Source organism: Streptosporangium sandarakinum (genome assembly GCF_013409935.1).
GTDB lineage: Bacteria > Actinomycetota > Actinomycetes > Streptosporangiales > Streptosporangiaceae > Streptosporangium > Streptosporangium nondiastaticum.
Genome location: NZ_JACCCO010000002.1, coordinates 192,680 through 206,896 on the forward strand (window position 1 = coordinate 192,680; position 14,217 = coordinate 206,896).

The 14,217-nt window shown below is 74.6% G+C and carries 16 protein-coding genes; 6 read left to right on the top strand and 10 right to left on the bottom strand.

Annotation, left to right across the window (positions count from 1 at the left end):
• Positions 1-141: 141 nt before the first annotated feature.
• The 4 genes from HDA43_RS19565 to menB form a co-directional block, all read right to left on the bottom strand.
• Complete coding sequence (locus HDA43_RS19565; RefSeq protein ID WP_218912321.1) at positions 142-756, bottom strand: YflT domain-containing protein; 615 nt, start codon at positions 754-756, stop codon at positions 142-144.
• Positions 757-899: 143 nt separating this feature from the next.
• The gene (locus HDA43_RS19570; protein WP_179823779.1) at positions 900-1,538 is read right to left on the bottom strand and encodes a DedA family protein; all 639 of its coding nucleotides are present in this window, start codon (positions 1,536-1,538) and stop codon (positions 900-902) included.
• Positions 1,539-1,739: 201 nt separating this feature from the next.
• The gene (gene menD / locus HDA43_RS19575; RefSeq protein ID WP_179823781.1) at positions 1,740-3,395 is read right to left on the bottom strand and encodes a 2-succinyl-5-enolpyruvyl-6-hydroxy-3-cyclohexene-1-carboxylic-acid synthase; all 1,656 of its coding nucleotides are present in this window, start codon (positions 3,393-3,395) and stop codon (positions 1,740-1,742) included.
• A gap of 85 nt (positions 3,396-3,480) precedes the next feature.
• Positions 3,481-4,326 (bottom strand): 1,4-dihydroxy-2-naphthoyl-CoA synthase, encoded by an 846-nt coding sequence (menB, locus tag HDA43_RS19580; RefSeq protein ID WP_179826229.1) that lies wholly within the window; start codon positions 4,324-4,326, stop codon positions 3,481-3,483.
• Positions 4,327-4,457: 131 nt separating this feature from the next.
• Between menB and HDA43_RS19585 the strand changes: the two genes are divergently transcribed.
• The 3 genes from HDA43_RS19585 (at position 4,458) to HDA43_RS19595 (ending at position 7,882) form a co-directional block, all read left to right on the top strand.
• Positions 4,458-5,645 (top strand): AMP-binding protein, encoded by a 1,188-nt coding sequence (locus HDA43_RS19585; protein ID WP_376770514.1) that lies wholly within the window; start codon positions 4,458-4,460, stop codon positions 5,643-5,645.
• Positions 5,646-5,800: 155 nt separating this feature from the next.
• The gene (locus tag HDA43_RS19590) at positions 5,801-6,202 is read left to right on the top strand and encodes a hypothetical protein (protein ID WP_179823783.1); all 402 of its coding nucleotides are present in this window, start codon (positions 5,801-5,803) and stop codon (positions 6,200-6,202) included.
• A gap of 237 nt (positions 6,203-6,439) precedes the next feature.
• Entirely contained in the window at positions 6,440-7,882 is a 1,443-nt protein-coding gene (locus HDA43_RS19595) for an RNA polymerase sigma factor (protein ID WP_179823784.1), read from the top strand.
• A gap of 115 nt (positions 7,883-7,997) precedes the next feature.
• Here HDA43_RS19595 and HDA43_RS19600 read toward each other — a convergent pair whose 3' ends face one another.
• The 3 genes from HDA43_RS19600 to HDA43_RS19610 form a co-directional block, all read right to left on the bottom strand.
• Positions 7,998-8,918: an SRPBCC family protein gene (locus tag HDA43_RS19600; RefSeq protein WP_312873444.1), complete on the bottom strand. Its 921-nt coding sequence runs from the start codon at positions 8,916-8,918 to the stop codon at positions 7,998-8,000.
• The gene (locus HDA43_RS19605) at positions 8,915-9,256 is read right to left on the bottom strand and encodes an ArsR/SmtB family transcription factor (protein WP_179823787.1); all 342 of its coding nucleotides are present in this window, start codon (positions 9,254-9,256) and stop codon (positions 8,915-8,917) included. The genes HDA43_RS19600 and HDA43_RS19605 overlap by 4 nt, the downstream gene beginning before the upstream one ends.
• A 171-nt stretch (positions 9,257-9,427) precedes the next feature.
• Positions 9,428-9,826, bottom strand: a complete 399-nt coding sequence (locus HDA43_RS19610) for a hypothetical protein (RefSeq protein WP_179823789.1) — start codon at positions 9,824-9,826, stop codon at positions 9,428-9,430.
• A gap of 147 nt (positions 9,827-9,973) precedes the next feature.
• Here HDA43_RS19610 and HDA43_RS19615 point away from each other — a divergent pair, with 147 nt between their 5' ends.
• Together HDA43_RS19615 and HDA43_RS19620 are read left to right on the top strand one after the other, a co-directional pair.
• The gene (locus HDA43_RS19615; RefSeq protein ID WP_179823791.1) at positions 9,974-10,561 is read left to right on the top strand and encodes a TetR/AcrR family transcriptional regulator C-terminal domain-containing protein; all 588 of its coding nucleotides are present in this window, start codon (positions 9,974-9,976) and stop codon (positions 10,559-10,561) included.
• Positions 10,562-11,054: 493 nt separating this feature from the next.
• Positions 11,055-11,246: a DUF5999 family protein gene (locus HDA43_RS19620; RefSeq protein WP_179823793.1), complete on the top strand. Its 192-nt coding sequence runs from the start codon at positions 11,055-11,057 to the stop codon at positions 11,244-11,246.
• A gap of 24 nt (positions 11,247-11,270) precedes the next feature.
• Here the strand turns inward: HDA43_RS19620 and HDA43_RS19625 are convergent, their stop codons facing one another.
• Positions 11,271-11,876, bottom strand: a complete 606-nt coding sequence (locus tag HDA43_RS19625) for an alpha/beta hydrolase family protein (RefSeq protein WP_179826234.1) — start codon at positions 11,874-11,876, stop codon at positions 11,271-11,273.
• A 109-nt stretch (positions 11,877-11,985) separates the two neighbouring features.
• Between HDA43_RS19625 and HDA43_RS19630 the strand changes: the two genes are divergently transcribed.
• Positions 11,986-12,324: a hypothetical protein gene (locus HDA43_RS19630; RefSeq protein WP_179823795.1), complete on the top strand. Its 339-nt coding sequence runs from the start codon at positions 11,986-11,988 to the stop codon at positions 12,322-12,324.
• Between the two features lie 77 nt (positions 12,325-12,401).
• On the opposite strand, the gene HDA43_RS34430 is transcribed toward HDA43_RS19630, so the two are convergent.
• Together HDA43_RS34430 and HDA43_RS19640 are read right to left on the bottom strand one after the other, a co-directional pair.
• Entirely contained in the window at positions 12,402-13,085 is a 684-nt protein-coding gene (locus HDA43_RS34430; protein ID WP_218912322.1) for a class I SAM-dependent methyltransferase, read from the bottom strand.
• A gap of 232 nt (positions 13,086-13,317) precedes the next feature.
• On the bottom strand, positions 13,318-14,097 hold the full coding sequence (locus HDA43_RS19640; RefSeq protein ID WP_179823796.1) for a tetratricopeptide repeat protein: 780 nt from the start codon (positions 14,095-14,097) through the stop codon (positions 13,318-13,320).
• Positions 14,098-14,217: the final 120 nt, after the last annotated feature.

Consider the following 14,217-nt stretch of genomic DNA (forward strand, 5'->3'; position numbering starts at 1 on the left):
CGCCGCGGGGCAGGGTCTCGCCCCACGCGGCCCACAATCGCTCCGCACGGCCCGCCGCCACATCCTCAGACCTGACGGTTCGGCCGATCGGCCGGTCCCGGGGACGCGGGGTCCCAGGGACGCCGTCTCAGGGGCGCCGTCTCAGGGACGCGGCGGAACGGCGCCGGGCGGCATCGCCCCCGGTGCCCCGTGCGCTCCCGGCGGCATCGTCCCGGGCCCGCCGGTCGCCGGAGGGGGAACGGTCCCGCCGGGCGTGGCCGAACCGGGCGGCATCGTCCCCATGGGCGTCCCGCCCGGGGACATCGACTCCAGGACCCTGCGCGCCTCGACGACGTGCGGCGCCGTGGCCAGCACCTCGTAGTGGTCGGCGACCAGCTCGCTGGAGGAGATGAAGTCGCGCTTGCCCCCGGTGAGCGCGTGACCGACCAGGCCGAAGATCGCACCGGCGATCACACCCCAGATCAGGCCCCACAGGATCAGCAGGAGGCCGAACCGCCCGGGAACGAAGATCGCCAGGAACAGCCCGACCAGCAGTCCGATCCAGGCGCCCGACGCCGCGCCCATCCCGGTCGCGCGCAGGTAGGTCAGCCGCCCGAGCACCTTCTCCACGAGCCGGAGGTCCACCCCGACGATCGAGGTGTTCTCGACCGGGAACTTCTGATCCGACAGGTAGTCCACGGCGCGCTGGGCCTCCGCGTAGGTGCGGTAGTTCGCCACCGGCTCGCGGGCGGCCGGCGGCGTCTCGGCGGGTCGCATGTGGCCCTCCTCAGGTAGGTCGTACACCCACCGTGACCGGACCGCGACGACCACCACATCCCCAGACCTGGTAGTCAGACGCCGGGCACGGCCCTCAGAGCCCTGAAGACCCGCAACGCCAGGGAAGCACCGGCCGGCCCGGCTCAGGCGGCGCCGACCGGCTTGCCGTGCTCCTCCTTCGCCGCCGCCCTGGCGGCCCGCCGCTTGACGAACACCGTGGTGGCCAGGCCGAACAGCACCGCCGCGACCAGCCCCACCCAGGAGAAGCCCTTGAGCCACTGCTCGGCGACCCGGCCCACCGAGTAGACCGCGGCGGTGGTGCCGCCCGCCCACACGATGCCGCCCAGCACGTTGGCGACCAGGAACCGCCAGTACGGCATGCGCAGCGCGCCCGCCAGCGGCCCGGCCAGGATGCGCAGCAACGCGATGAACCGGCCGAAGAAAACCGTCCACATGCCGTAGCGGTGGAAGTAGTGCGCGGCCCTGGCGATGTGCTCCGGGCCGAAGTGCTTGGGGAACCTGCGTCCCAGCCGGTCGAACAGCGGCTGGCCCCCCTTGCGGCCGATGGCGTAGCCGATCGAGTCGCCGATGATCGCCCCGGTGCTGGCGCAGACGCCGACCCACACCGGGTCGACCACCCCCTTGGCCGCCAGCAGCGCGGCGCTGACCAGGACGATCTCCCCCGGAAGCGGGATGCCCAGGCTCTCCACCCCGATCACCAGGCCGACGATCAGGCAGACCCACAGCGGCGGGATCGACTGGAGCAACGCGTCGACATGCATGGATGCCACCCTATTGGGTCCGGTGCCGCGATCTTCGCCATCCGGACCGTCCGGGCACGGCGGGACCCTCCGTACCGGGCGGGCGGAACCGGAGGCCGGGCACGGCGCGGGGCCGGCCGTACCGGCGGGTGGACCCGGGACGGGGCCGGGCGCGCCGGACCGCGCCGCCGCACCCGGGCGCCGGTCCGGGTGCGGGGACCGTCAGACGGCCCCGCGGATCGCGGCGTGGGCCGCCTCGCGCATCGCGGCGTGCAGCGCCGCGTTGGGCTCCCGCTCGGTGCGGGCCTCGACGATCCGGATCCCCTCCCCGCGCAGCGCCTTGGGCAGCTGCCCGGCCTCGTCCACGAAGGTGTACGGCGTGCCGGTCGCCGCGGCCACGTGCGCCAGGTCCACCCCGTGCGCGGTGCCGAAGACCCGCTCGAACGGCTCGCGCAGCGCGGCCTGGGGCAGCAGCGAGAAGATCCCGCCGCCGTCGTTGTTCACCACGACCAGGCACAGGTCGGGGCGGGGCTCGCGGGGCCCGAGGATCAGGCCGTTCTGGTCGTGCAGGAACGTCAGGTCGCCCAGCAGCGCGTAGGAGGGGCCGTTGTGGGCCAGCGCCGCGCCGATCGCGCTGGAGACCACGCCGTCGATTCCGGCGGCCCCCCGGTTGGCCATGATCCGCAGGCCCCGGCGGGGCCGCATCGCCTGGTCCAGGTCGCGGATCGGCATGGAGGAGCCGGAGAACAGCAGCGACCCGTTGGGCAGCGCCTCGGCCAGGTCGCGGGCCAGGCGCGGCTCGCTGAACCCGGCGCCGTCCAGCACCTCGTCGACCGCGGCCCGGACCGCGGCGTCGGCGCGGCGCCAGGAGCGCAGCCAGGCGTCGTCGCCGGCCGCGACCGGGATCTCCACCGCCTGCGCCACCTGGGTGGCCGAGCGGGTCGGGTCGGGCCAGCGGGTCAGGTCTCCGGTGACCACGATGTGCTCGGCGGCCTGGCCCAGCCAGCCCAGCAGCGACCGTGACAGGCTCGGGCGGCCCAGGGTGACCACCACCTCGGGCCGGTGCCCCTCGGTGAACTCCGGGGCGCCGAGCAGGAAGTGGTGGGCCGACATCGCGTGGTCGCCGTAGCGGGCGTTGCCGTGCGGCTCCGACAGCACCGGCCAGCCCGCCATGCCCGCCGCCGCGACGTACCGCCGCACGTTGGCGGCGCCGTCGCCGACGACCAGCACCCCGCGCCGGGTCGGCGGCAGGTGCAGCGCCGACGCCGGGGGCGCCACCCGGGTGCGGACCCACGGCCCGGCGGCGCCGCCGTCCAGGGGCTCGCACCAGGAGGTGTCGCCGTCGGGGACGAGCGGCTCGCGGAAGGGGACGTTCAGGTGGACCGGCCCGGGATCGGACGGGCCCAGGGCGCGCTGGTAGGCGCGGCAGGCCAGCGAACGCCAGTAGGCGACCTGGCCGGGGCGGTTCTCCGGCACGCCGACCTCGCTGAACCAGCGGACCGCCGTGCCGTACATCTTGATCTGGTCGACGGTCTGGCTGGCGCCGGTGTCGCGCAGCTCGGGCGGCCGGTCGGCGGTGAGCACCAGCAGCGGCACCCCCGACTCGTGCGCCTCGATCACCGCGGGGTGGAAGTTGGCCGCGGCGGTGCCGGAGGTGCAGACCAGCGCGACCGGCCGCTCCCCGCGGCGGGCCAGGCCCACCGCCAGGTAGGACGCCGACCGCTCGTCGACGCGCACGTGCAGCCGCAGCCTGCTGTCGGCGTGCACGGCCAGCGCGAGCGGGGTCGAGCGGGATCCGGGTGCGAGCACCACGTCGGTCAGGCCGCAGCGGGCGAGCTCGTCCACCAGCACGGTCGCGAGCGCGGTGGCGGGGTTCACCGCGCCGCCCTCCGCGGCCGGCGGGCGCGGTGCCGCACCGCACCCGCCCCGCGGCCGCCGGGGCGGCGCGACAGCGTCTCGTCCATTACGGCCGGCGCGGGAACTTGTCGAAGTCGGGGCTGCGCTTCTCCTTGAAGGCGTCGCGGCCCTCCTGCGCCTCCTCGCTCATGTAGAACAGCAGGGTGGCGTCCCCGGCGAACTGCTGCATGCCGGCGGCGCCGTCGCTGACGGCGTTCAGCGCGCCCTTGAGCATGCGCAGCGCCAGCGGCGACTTCTCCAGCATCTCCTTGGCCCACTTGACGGTCTCGGTCTCGAGCTCGGCCAGCGGGACGACGGCGTTGACCAGGCCCCAGTCCAGGGCGGTCTTCGCGTCGTACTGGCGGCACAGGTACCAGATCTCGCGGGCCCGCTTCAGGCCGACGGTCTCGGCCAGCAGCCAGGAGCCGTAGCCGCCGTCGAAGGAGCCGACCTTCGGGCCGGTCTGGCCGAAGACGGCGTTGTCGGCGGCGATGGACAGGTCGCAGCAGACGTGCAGCACGTGGCCGCCGCCGATGGCGTAACCGGCGATCATCGCGATGACCGGCTTGGGGCAGCGGCGGATCTGCACCTGCAGGTCCAGCACGTTCAGCCGGCCGACGTGCGGGGTGGACTTGTCGACGTAGCCGTCGTCGCCGCGGATCTTCTGGTCGCCGCCGGAGCAGAAGGCGCGGTCGCCGGCTCCGGTGAGAATGATCACACCGACCTCGCCGTCCTCCTGGGCGACGTCGAAGGCCCGGCGCAGCTCGAACAGCGTGGTCGGGCGGAAGGCGTTGTGCCGTTCGGGCCGGTTGATCGTGATCTTCGCGATGCCCTCGCCGGTCTCGTAGACGATGTCCTCGTAGTCGCCCAACCGCTTCCAGTCGACCGCGCTCTTCTGGACGCTCTCCGGCAGGGGACGCCCCTCGCCCGCCGCCGGCTCGTTGCTGCCCGGCTCGGCCCGCTCGGTGCTCACGATCGTCTCGCCCCTTCCTCACCAGGGTCTCCCCCGGTCGTCACTCGGCATTCGGCACTAACCTTACGACCGTGACGACCGGACCCGCACATGTGGAGCCCCCTTCCGGGGGGCGGGAGCTGCACGCCCTGACGCTGCCCCCCGGCCCTCGCCTGACCGCCGCCGTCGCCGCGGCGCTCGGCGGGGACGGCCCCGCGGTCCTCCCCCTGCCGCCCGACCTGCCCGCCCCGGCGCTGCGGGCGACGCTCGCGGCGCTGCGCCCCACCCACCTCGACGGCGCGCCGTACGCCGGCGGCGTCCCGGCGGCGCCGGAGGTGGCCGTGGTCATCGCCACCAGCGGTTCGACCGGCACCCCCAAGGGGGTCCAGCTGTCGGCCGCCGCGCTGCGCGCCTCGGCCGCCGCCTCGCTGCGCCGGCTGGGCGCCCGGCCCGGCGAGCGCTGGCTGTGCTGCCTGCCGCCCTCTCACGTCTCGGGCCTGCAGGTGCTGGTGAGGTCGCTGCTCGGCGGGACCGAGCCGATCGTGCACGGGAGCTTCTCGCCGGAGGCGGTGCTGGCCTCAGGGGCCGACCACGTCTCGCTGGTGCCGACCCAGCTGCGCCGCCTGCTGGCCACGGACCCGGCCGGTCCGGCGGCCTTCCGGACGATCCTGCTGGGCGGCGCCGCCGCCCCCGCCGATCTGCTCGCCGCCGCCCGCGACGCGGGCGCCCGGGTCGTCACCACCTACGGCATGAGCGAGACCTCCGGCGGATGCGTTTACGACGGCGAGCCCCTTGACAATGTAGATCTCAAAATCGGCGCCGACGGGCGGATCCGCCTCACCGGGCCCGTGCTGTTCTCCGGCTACCGGCTGCGTCCCGACCTCACCGCCGCCGCCCGCGACGGCGACTGGTTCCTGACCTCCGACCTCGGCGAGGTGTCCCGGGGGCGGCTGCGGGTCATCGGCCGGGCCGACGACATGATCAACACCGGCGGCGAGAAGGTCGTCGCGGCGCAGGTCGCGGCGGTCGTGGCCGAGCACCCCGCGGTCGCCGACGCCGCGGTGGTCGGCCGCCCCGACCCCGAGTGGGGCGAGCGGGTGGTCGCCGTCGTGGTCTCCCCGGCCCCGCCGTCCCTGGCCGAGCTGCGCGCCTTCGTCAAGGAGCGGCTCCCGGCCCACGCGGCCCCGGCCGAGCTCGTCGTGCTGCCGGAGATGCCTCTTCTGTCCAACGGGAAGCCGGATCTCGCCGCCCTCCGTTATGGTCGTCATCCGGAACCGTGACGGTCCGGAGTCATGGCCGTGACCCGGAACCGTTACGGGGCGGCGCGCGTCAATAGGGAGAAACCGGCATCGCCGGGCGCTCCCGGCGGACATCGGCGGGCCGGCGCGCGTCAACGGAGACAACCGGCACAGCCGATACGGAAGGGACAGAACGGATGAGGATCGACCGCAGGACACTGGTCTCGGCGGCGGTCGTCGGCGTGGTCCTGGCCGGCGGCGCGTCCGTCGCGGCGGCCGCCTCGGCGGGCAGGCTCGGCGACGGCGCCGGACCCACGAGGACCGGCGAGGCCGGCGACCCCGGAAAGCCCACGGGCCTCCCGGTGGAGGCCGCGGAGCCGGGAGACGTGGCTCCGGTCCGGCCCCTGACGCCGGGCGAGACCGCCCGGCCCCTCCCCTCCCCCACGGAGGCGGCGCCCTCCCCGGAGGACTACGTGATCTCCCGCCGGGTCAACCCCGACCCGGGCAAGGCCGTGGAATACTGGACCGAGAGCCGCCTGGAGCAGGCGGAGCCGTTCCCCATGCCCGCGGCCGAAGGCCCGGTGAACGTGACGGAATAGGCCCGAAGCGGGCCGTCTCCTCGCAGGTCACCGGCCTGCCACCGGACCCGCCGTACGGGCGCCCGGAGCGGCGGGTCACAATGGGCCACGAACTGCCCATCATATTTTCCCCGTCAAGTCGGGAACAGAAAGTTCTTGGATGGGGTTATTGGTACTGGTGCGCTGAGCGGCCCCCACGCCGCCCCACCCGACAGACAAACCGTATGCAGACGACTCCGTGATGGAGGAGGTGTCCTCATGCCCCCAACCGCCGCGGCGACCTCACCTGAGGCCCCGACGACCCTCGACCAGCTCCTCGACCGAGGGCGAGTTCAGGGTAACCTCTCCCTCGCGGAGCTGCGCCACGCGTTCGCCGAGGCAGGGGTCAGCCCGACCGAGGGCAGGGCCATCCTGCGGGAGCTCACCGAGGCGGGCGTCAGCCTGTCGGCCGAGGACGAGCCCACGCTCGCCAAGGCCACGGCCAGGCCCGCCCGCAAGACCGGCGCGCGCAAGACCGGGACGGCCGCGAAGACCGCCGCCGGGTCCGCCGCCGAGCTCGCGGAGCCGGCGTCCGGGGACGACCCGGAGCCCACCCCCGGGACCAGGGCCACCCGCGCCTCGAAGGCCACCGGCTCGAAGACCACCAGGGCGCCGAAGGGCGTCAAGGCGAAGACGGCCGCCAAGGACAAGGCACCGGCCGACGAGTTCGACGAGGACGAGTGGACCGCCCCGGACGACACCGAGCTGGAGGCCGACGCCGAGCAGGCGCTCGACCTGGACGACCAGTCCTCGGTCATGGGCGACTCGGTGCACACGTACCTCAAGTCCATCGGCCGCCGCACGCTGCTGACCGCCGCCCAGGAGGTCGAGCTGGCCAAGCGGATCGAGGCGGGCCTGTACGCCGAGGCCAAGCTGGAGGCCGAGCCGGGCCTGTCCGCCGCCATGCGGGACGACCTGGAGTGGGTCGCCGAGGACGGCCGCCGGGCCAAGGACCACATGCTGGAGGCCAACCTCCGCCTGGTGGTCTCGGTCGCCAAGAAGTACACCGACCGCGGCATGGCCCTGCTGGACGTGGTCCAGGAGGGCAACCTCGGCCTGATCCGCGCGGTGGAGAAGTTCGACTACACCAAGGGTTACAAGTTCTCCACCTACGCCATGTGGTGGATCCGGCAGGCCATCCAGCGTGGTTTCGCCGACTCCGCCCGCACCATCCGCCTGCCGGTGCACGTGCTGGAGATGCTGTCCAAGCTGTCGCGCGTCGAGCGTGACATGCACCAGCGTCTCGGCCGCGAGCCCACCCCCGAGGAGCTGGCGGTGGAGCTGGACAAGTCCCCCGACCAGATCGAGGAGCTGCTGCGCACCAGCCGCCAGCCGATCAGCCTGAACGCCACGATCGGTGAGGACGGCGAGACCACCATCGGCGACCTCATCGAGGACGTCGACTCGCCCGAGGCCTCGGAGGTGGTCGACCGGCAGCTGCTCGGCGAGCAGCTGCGCGGCGTGCTGGGCAACCTCTCCCCCAGGGAGGCGAAGATCATGGCGTTGCGCTTCGGCCTCGTCGACGGCAAGCCCCACACCCTCGACGAGATCGGCAAGCACCTCGGCCTGACCCGCGAGCGCATCCGGCAGCTGGAGAAGGAGTCGCTGTCCAAGCTGCGCCACCCCAGCAACACCCGGCCGCTGCTCGACTGGGCCAGCTGACCGTACGGACGACGCGCCGCCCCCGGGTCCCCCGGGGGCGGCGTCTCCATGTCGGCGTGCCGGCGCGACCGTCCCGGGGCCCGGGGCGCCGCCGCCGGACGCGGCCCCGGCCACCTCAGGAAGCGGTGTCCAGGAGCCGCTTGGCGAGGTCGCCGACGCGGGTCCGCCAGGCGGCGAGGGCCTCGTCGCGGGCCCCGGGCAGGTCGCGCGGGCCCGTCTGAGTGACGACGAGGCGGGCGCCGTGCCCGGTGCCGGGCGCGAGCTCCCAGCGGACGGTCCCGGCGGGCCGGCCGCCGTGTTGCCAGCCGTACTCCAGCAGGTCGGGGGCGTGGACCTCGGTGACCGCCCCCGGCGTGACCCCGGGGACGGTGAAGCCGGCCGGCACGGCCTCGCCGGGGGTGGGGGCGGTGCCCGGGTGCAGCTCGGCCCAGACCCGTTCGGCCGGGCGGACGAGCTGGCGCTCGAACCGCACCCGCCAGCCGCCCGCGACGTCCTCGCTCGTCCCCTCGTCCAGGCCGAACTTCGCGACCAGCTCCTCGTGCAGGCCCTCGGCCCGTCCGGGCGCCCGGACGAGCCCGCCGTCGAGGGCCTGGATCAGCATGCCGGTGCACGTCCGCCAGCCCGCGGCGAAGCTGGCCGCGCCGAAGCGGTCGGCGAAGGTGTGGGTGAGGATCAGCAGGGTGCCCGCGCCGTCGGGCCGCGCCTCCCAGCGCAGCAGGGCGTCGCCCCAGGTGTAGGCGATGACCCGCGGCGGGTCGAACTCGGTGATCACACCGTCCGTCGGCGGGTGCCCGCCGCCGGGGTCGAAGCTGATCCTTCCTCCGGCCCGCAGGTCCGCCTCGACGCGGGCGGGGAACCACTGGGCGAGGTGCGCGGGGTCGGTGACGGCCCGCCAGACCTTCTCCGGCGGGTGTCCCAGGCGGCGCTCCATCCGCAGGACGGTGCGGTCGCCGTCCACGGCCAGGGTCTCGTTCACCGAGGACTCCGGGGACTCCGGGGATCGCGAGGACGTCGGGGACACCGGGGTTTCGTTCACGGGGACTCCTTCGGACAGGGCTCGCCGTCCTCGTCCGGCATCGCGTCGAGGTGATCTTCCAGAGCGTACAGGCGGCCGGCCCACAGCCGCCGGTACGGCGCGAGCCAGGCGTCGAGCTCGCTCAGCGGCTCCGGGCGCAGCTCGTACCACCGGCGCTGGGCGTCCCGGCGCACCGTCACCAGGCCGGCCTCGCGCAGCACCCGCAGATGCTTGGAGGTGCCGGGCTGGGTCAGGCCCAGCTCGTCGGTCAGCTCCCCGACCAGCCGGGGACGCTCCAGGAGCAGGTCGAGGATGCGGCGCCGGACGGGTTCGGCGAGCACGTCGAGCGGTGATGACACCCTCTGAACATACTCTCCCGGATATATAACCGCAATGGAATGTATGGGTTTCCCGGCGTGGAAAACACCCGCCGCGAAGGGCGCGACGGGTGCGGAGGCGGCCGGCCGTACGAGACGGCGGCCTGTGCGGGAGACGCCCGGCCGCACGGGAGGCGGCCGGGCGTGCGGGCGTCAGCCCACCCAGCCGGCCGGCCGGGGGACGCGGATGAGACCGGTCAGGCGGTTGCGCTCACGCAGGGTGCGCAGCCGGTTGACCTCGTCGGTCCACTCGGCGCCCTTGGGGGTGGCCCTGGCCTTGCGGCGGCGGATCCGGTCGTCGTAGGACCGGACGCCGAACGTCGCCCGCTGATTGGCCTCGGCGGCCCGCAGCGCCGCGGTGAGCGCCATGTCGAAGGCCCGGGCCGCGACCCGCAGCTCCTCGGTGGAGACCCCGGCGGCCTGGGCGCGGCGCAGCTCGGCCTCGGCGGCCCGCGCCTTCCTCAGGAGCTCGGGGAAGCTCTTCCCGACCTCCTGGTCAGCGTGGTAGCGAACCTCCGCCTCCCGGCTCACGCCCGGTCGGAAAAACGCCATCGTCTGCCCTCTCTCTATCGCCGGGCGTTCCCCGGCTGATCACGGCTCGTAGCCTACGCCGTTCCCGTCCGCCCCACACATCCAGGGACCGGTGTCACGGCGCGCCTGCCTTTACGCAGTAAGGTCACGGCTGGCAGGATGGCCGCCATGCCAGCCAAACGACCGCCCATCCCCCTGTCCCGGGAACGCATCATCGACGCCGCCCTGCACATCGCCGACACCCAGGGCCTGCGACGGCTGACGATGCGCCGACTGGGAGACGCCCTGCAGGTGGAGGCGATGGCCATCTACCACCACCTGCCCCGCGGCAAGGACGCCCTCATGGACGCGCTGGCCGAGCACGTCACCGCCGTCCACGTGGATCCCTCCCCCGACTGGCGCGAGGGCGCCCGGCAGTGGTGCCGGGCCAGCCGGGCCCTGCTGCGGGAGCACCCGGGCGTGCTGGCGCTGGCGCTCACCAGGCCCCCCAAGGGGCGGGCGGCGATGGCGCTGCGCGAGCAGACCGACCAGCTCGCCGAGGCGGGGCTGCCGGACGCGCCGCGGGCCGTCCGGGCGCTGCGCGCCTACGTCTTCGGCGCGGTGGCGGTGGAGGTGCAGCAGTCGGGCTGGGCCGAGCCGATGGGCGAGGACGACGAGCCCTGGCGCCCGCCGTCGGCGGGCGGCGGCGACCCGGCGTCCGACGCCGACTTCGAGGTCGGGCTGGAGGCGCTCCTGACCGGGCTGGCCGCCCGCTGACCGCTCCGCCTCCCGCACGGCCGGGAGGCACTCGACCTCGTCGCGGAAGGCGGTGGCGCGCCGCTCCCCCTCCCTCACGGCCGGGGGCTCGGACGCCGCCTCCTTCGCGGCCGGAGACTCGGGCGGCGTCAAGGCGGCGATGCCGGCCGGCCGCCCCGCCTCTCGCACGGGCGAGGGATTTTACCTGGTCCCAGGCGTGTCGAGGTTGGCCGGGTATCTTCCTATAAGGCATGCTGTGTCATAGAACACACCCTCGACATACCGGCGGGGCCCACTCCTGTTCAGGGTGCAAACAGTCCTAACGGGCTATGTCGCCTGGGGCGTGCGGATCGCACACTTGATCTGCCTGATGTGCGCGCCTCAGCGCCGAGACGCGCACGACCATACATGTCCACCAGACGCTCGTCCCGCATGCGCGGGTATCGGAGCCCGACGCCGGTCGTCCGGCGGAACGGTCCCGGCGAGCCGAGAAGAGAGATCCGGAGGCACGCCGATGTGCCCGCATGAGCCGTCCTGTCCTTCCGCCGACGCGCAGAACCGCGAGGCCGCCCGCACGCTGGCATCGCACCCCGAGCAGGGCTGGTCCCTGCTGTGCAACGGTGTGGTGCTGTTCGAGGACACCGGCGAGCTCCTCCCCGACGGCGCCGTCATCGAGCCGCATCGGCCGCTGGCCGGGGTGTCCTGATCCCTCACGTTCCCGCATCGGGAGTCATACCGGGGCCGGCGGCATCCTCGCGCCGAGCCACTCCGCGACGGCCTCGCCCACCCGGCCGGGGTCCTTCTTGAACTCGTGACCCTCACCCGGCAGCACCACCAGCCGGGCGGTGTCGGCTGCCTCGGGCACGCCGAACGGGTCGCGGTCTCCACTGACCGCGAGGACGTCCACCCCGGCGGCACGCAACTCCCCCGCGCGGGAGCGTTCCGGCTTGCCCGGCGGGTGCAGCGGGAACGCCAGCGCGACGACCGCCCCGGCCCCGGCCTGCCGCGCCGTACGGCAGGCGACCCGCGCGCCGTTGCTCCGCCCGCCCTGCACGAGCGGCAGATCCGGGTGACGGGCGCGGAGCGCGGCCACCAGGGCCGTCCACGCCTCGTCCTGCTTGACGGCCGAGCCCGGCGCGCGGGCGCCCCGCACCCGGAACGGCTGCGTCACCCGGGCGACCAGGCCGCCGATCGGCGTCACGGCGTCCCGTACGGCCAGCAGGTCGGGGGCCTCCACCCCGCCGCCCGCGCCGTGCGTGAGCACCAGCAGGAAGCGCGGACGGGCGATCCCGTCGATCTCGGCCACGGCCGGGCCATGCGGGGTCGGGATCTCCAGGGTGGCCGCTTGACGCAGGGACACGGATGTCGTCCTAAAGGCCGATCCCGGGAGCCGGAATCGGGTAGAGAATCGAAGCGTGCAGGAGCATCACGATATCCGACAGGACATGCGCGCCGCTCTGGAGGCCCGCCGGGACCTGGGTCCCGAGTACGAGGCCGCGCTGGTGGAGTCTTTCGTCGACCGGATCGACGCCACCATCGCCGCCCGGGTGCGCGCCGAGGTTCGTGCCGAGATACGCGCCGCGGACGCCGACCCCCAGTCCCCGGGGAACCGGCGCAAAGGCGACGGGACGGTGGCGATCGCGCTGGGCTCCCTGGGCATCGGCGTCCCGCTGACCGCGATCGCCGCGGGTGAGGCGGGGGCCGCGGGGCTGCTGCTCGCCTGGGGCGGCATCGTCGCGGTCAACATCGCCCACGCCCTGAGCCGCCGCCGCACCCGCGACTGACCCCGCGAGGGGGCGCCGGTGCCTGGACCGAGGAGAGAACGAGCGCAGCGAGCGAACGCCGAGGGAAGACACCGGACTTAAGCCCCCGAGCCGCGACGCGCAGCGTCGCCATGAGCCCGCGAGCCCCGGACGTAGTAGAGCAGGACCGGCAGCTCCCCCTCCTCCTCGACGCGGAACCCGGCGGCCGGGATGAGGTCCCCGAGCAGTTCCCGCGGGTCGTGCCGCATCGCGGGACTGCCCAGCGCGTCGGCGAGCCGGGCCGCCAGGCGGCCGGTGGGCCGGCGGGACTCGGCGACCAGCAGGCGCCCGCCCGGCCGCAGCACGCGGAACATCTCCCGTACGGCGGCGCCGCGCTCGGCGGCCGGCACGTGGTGGACGGCCAGGCTGGAGACCACCACGTCGAAGGAGGCGTCGGGCAGGTCGAGCCGCTGTCCCTCGCCCACCAGGTAGGAGCAGTTGGCCGGGGCGCGGCGGCGGGCGTGGCCGATCATGGCCTCGGACGGGTCGACGCCGGTCACGTGCCCCTCCAGGCCGGCGACCGGGGCCATGATCCGGGTGAGGTAGCCGGTGCCGCAACCGACGTCGAGCACCCGGTCGCCCCGGCGCACCCCGGACAGCGCGGCCAGGCGGGTGAACGCCTCGCGCCGCCGTCCCAGCATCCCCACGCCGGTCACGACGTCGTAGGCGCGGGGCCGGTCCATCGTCCCGGCGCCGTGGTCGTGGTCGTGGTGGTGGTTGTGCAGCAGCTTGCTCGGTCCCATCGTCTTCTCCTTCCGGACGGCCTGCCAGGCCGTGAACGATCGGTTCGCCGACGTGGCCGGGCCGGCGACCGATCACATATCTTCGCAGGTCACCTTCGCACGCCGCCGGGCGGGAACGGCGCGACGGGCGAAGACACACCGGCGGGCGGATGCCAGGAGGGACCGGCGGGCCGGACACGGGAGTGGCCCCTCCCCCGGGGGCTCCGATCGCGGCGTCCCGGGGAGAGGGTCATCAGATGTCGCGGTCGCGCCGGAGGCGGACCTCGGCGGCGAGGTCGGCGTCGCCGTCCAGGCCGTAGCGCCACACCCGCTCGGCGTCCTCGTCGCGGCCCCGGAGCGGGAGCGTGCGGGCCAGCAGCTCGATGGCCAGCGCGCTGGTCTCCACGTCGCCGTCCTCCTCGACGGCGGCGGCGAACTCCGCGCACGCCAGGTCGAGATGGGCGATGCCGAGCAGCACCCGCAGCCGGGCGGCGTCGGCGACGTCGGGTACGGTCAGCGCCGCGAGGACCGCGTCGGCGGCCTGCCCCGCCTCGCCCTCCTGGAGGAAGAACTCCGCCAGCCGCTGAGCCGCCCGGGAGGCGATCTCCGGGTCCCCGGTGGCCAGTGCGGCGCGCAGCGCCTCCTCGGCCTCCTCATCCCCCGTGGCCAGCCGGGCCAGGGCCATGTGCGCCAGCGGCACGTAGGCCGGGTTGCCGATGCCGAGGGCGGCCTGCCAGGCGGCCCGCGCCTGGTCCGGCAGTTCCTCGCGCTCGAAGCTGCGGGCGAGCAGGCAGGCGGCCTGGGCGGCGAACTCCGGATGCCCTGTCGCCAGCGCGGTGCGCGCGGCCGACCGGGCGCCGGGCACGTCGCCGCGTTCTTCCAGCACCACCGCGAGCCCCACCGCCGCCTGGGCGCGGTCGGGCTCGGCGGGGTCGGCGGCGAGCTCCGCGAAGATCGCCGCGGCGGCGTCCAGGTCGCCGTCCTCGGCCAGCCTGCGCGCCGTTTCCAAGGGACGCGTGTCCACCTCTGGCATGCGGGGTCCTCTCCGGGTGAGGGAAACGCCCCGAGCCTAACGACTCGGGGCGTCCCGCGTCCCGCGGACGGACGGTGCCGGCATCTCTTGTCGATCATTCCCTGGACGGCGCCGGGGCGA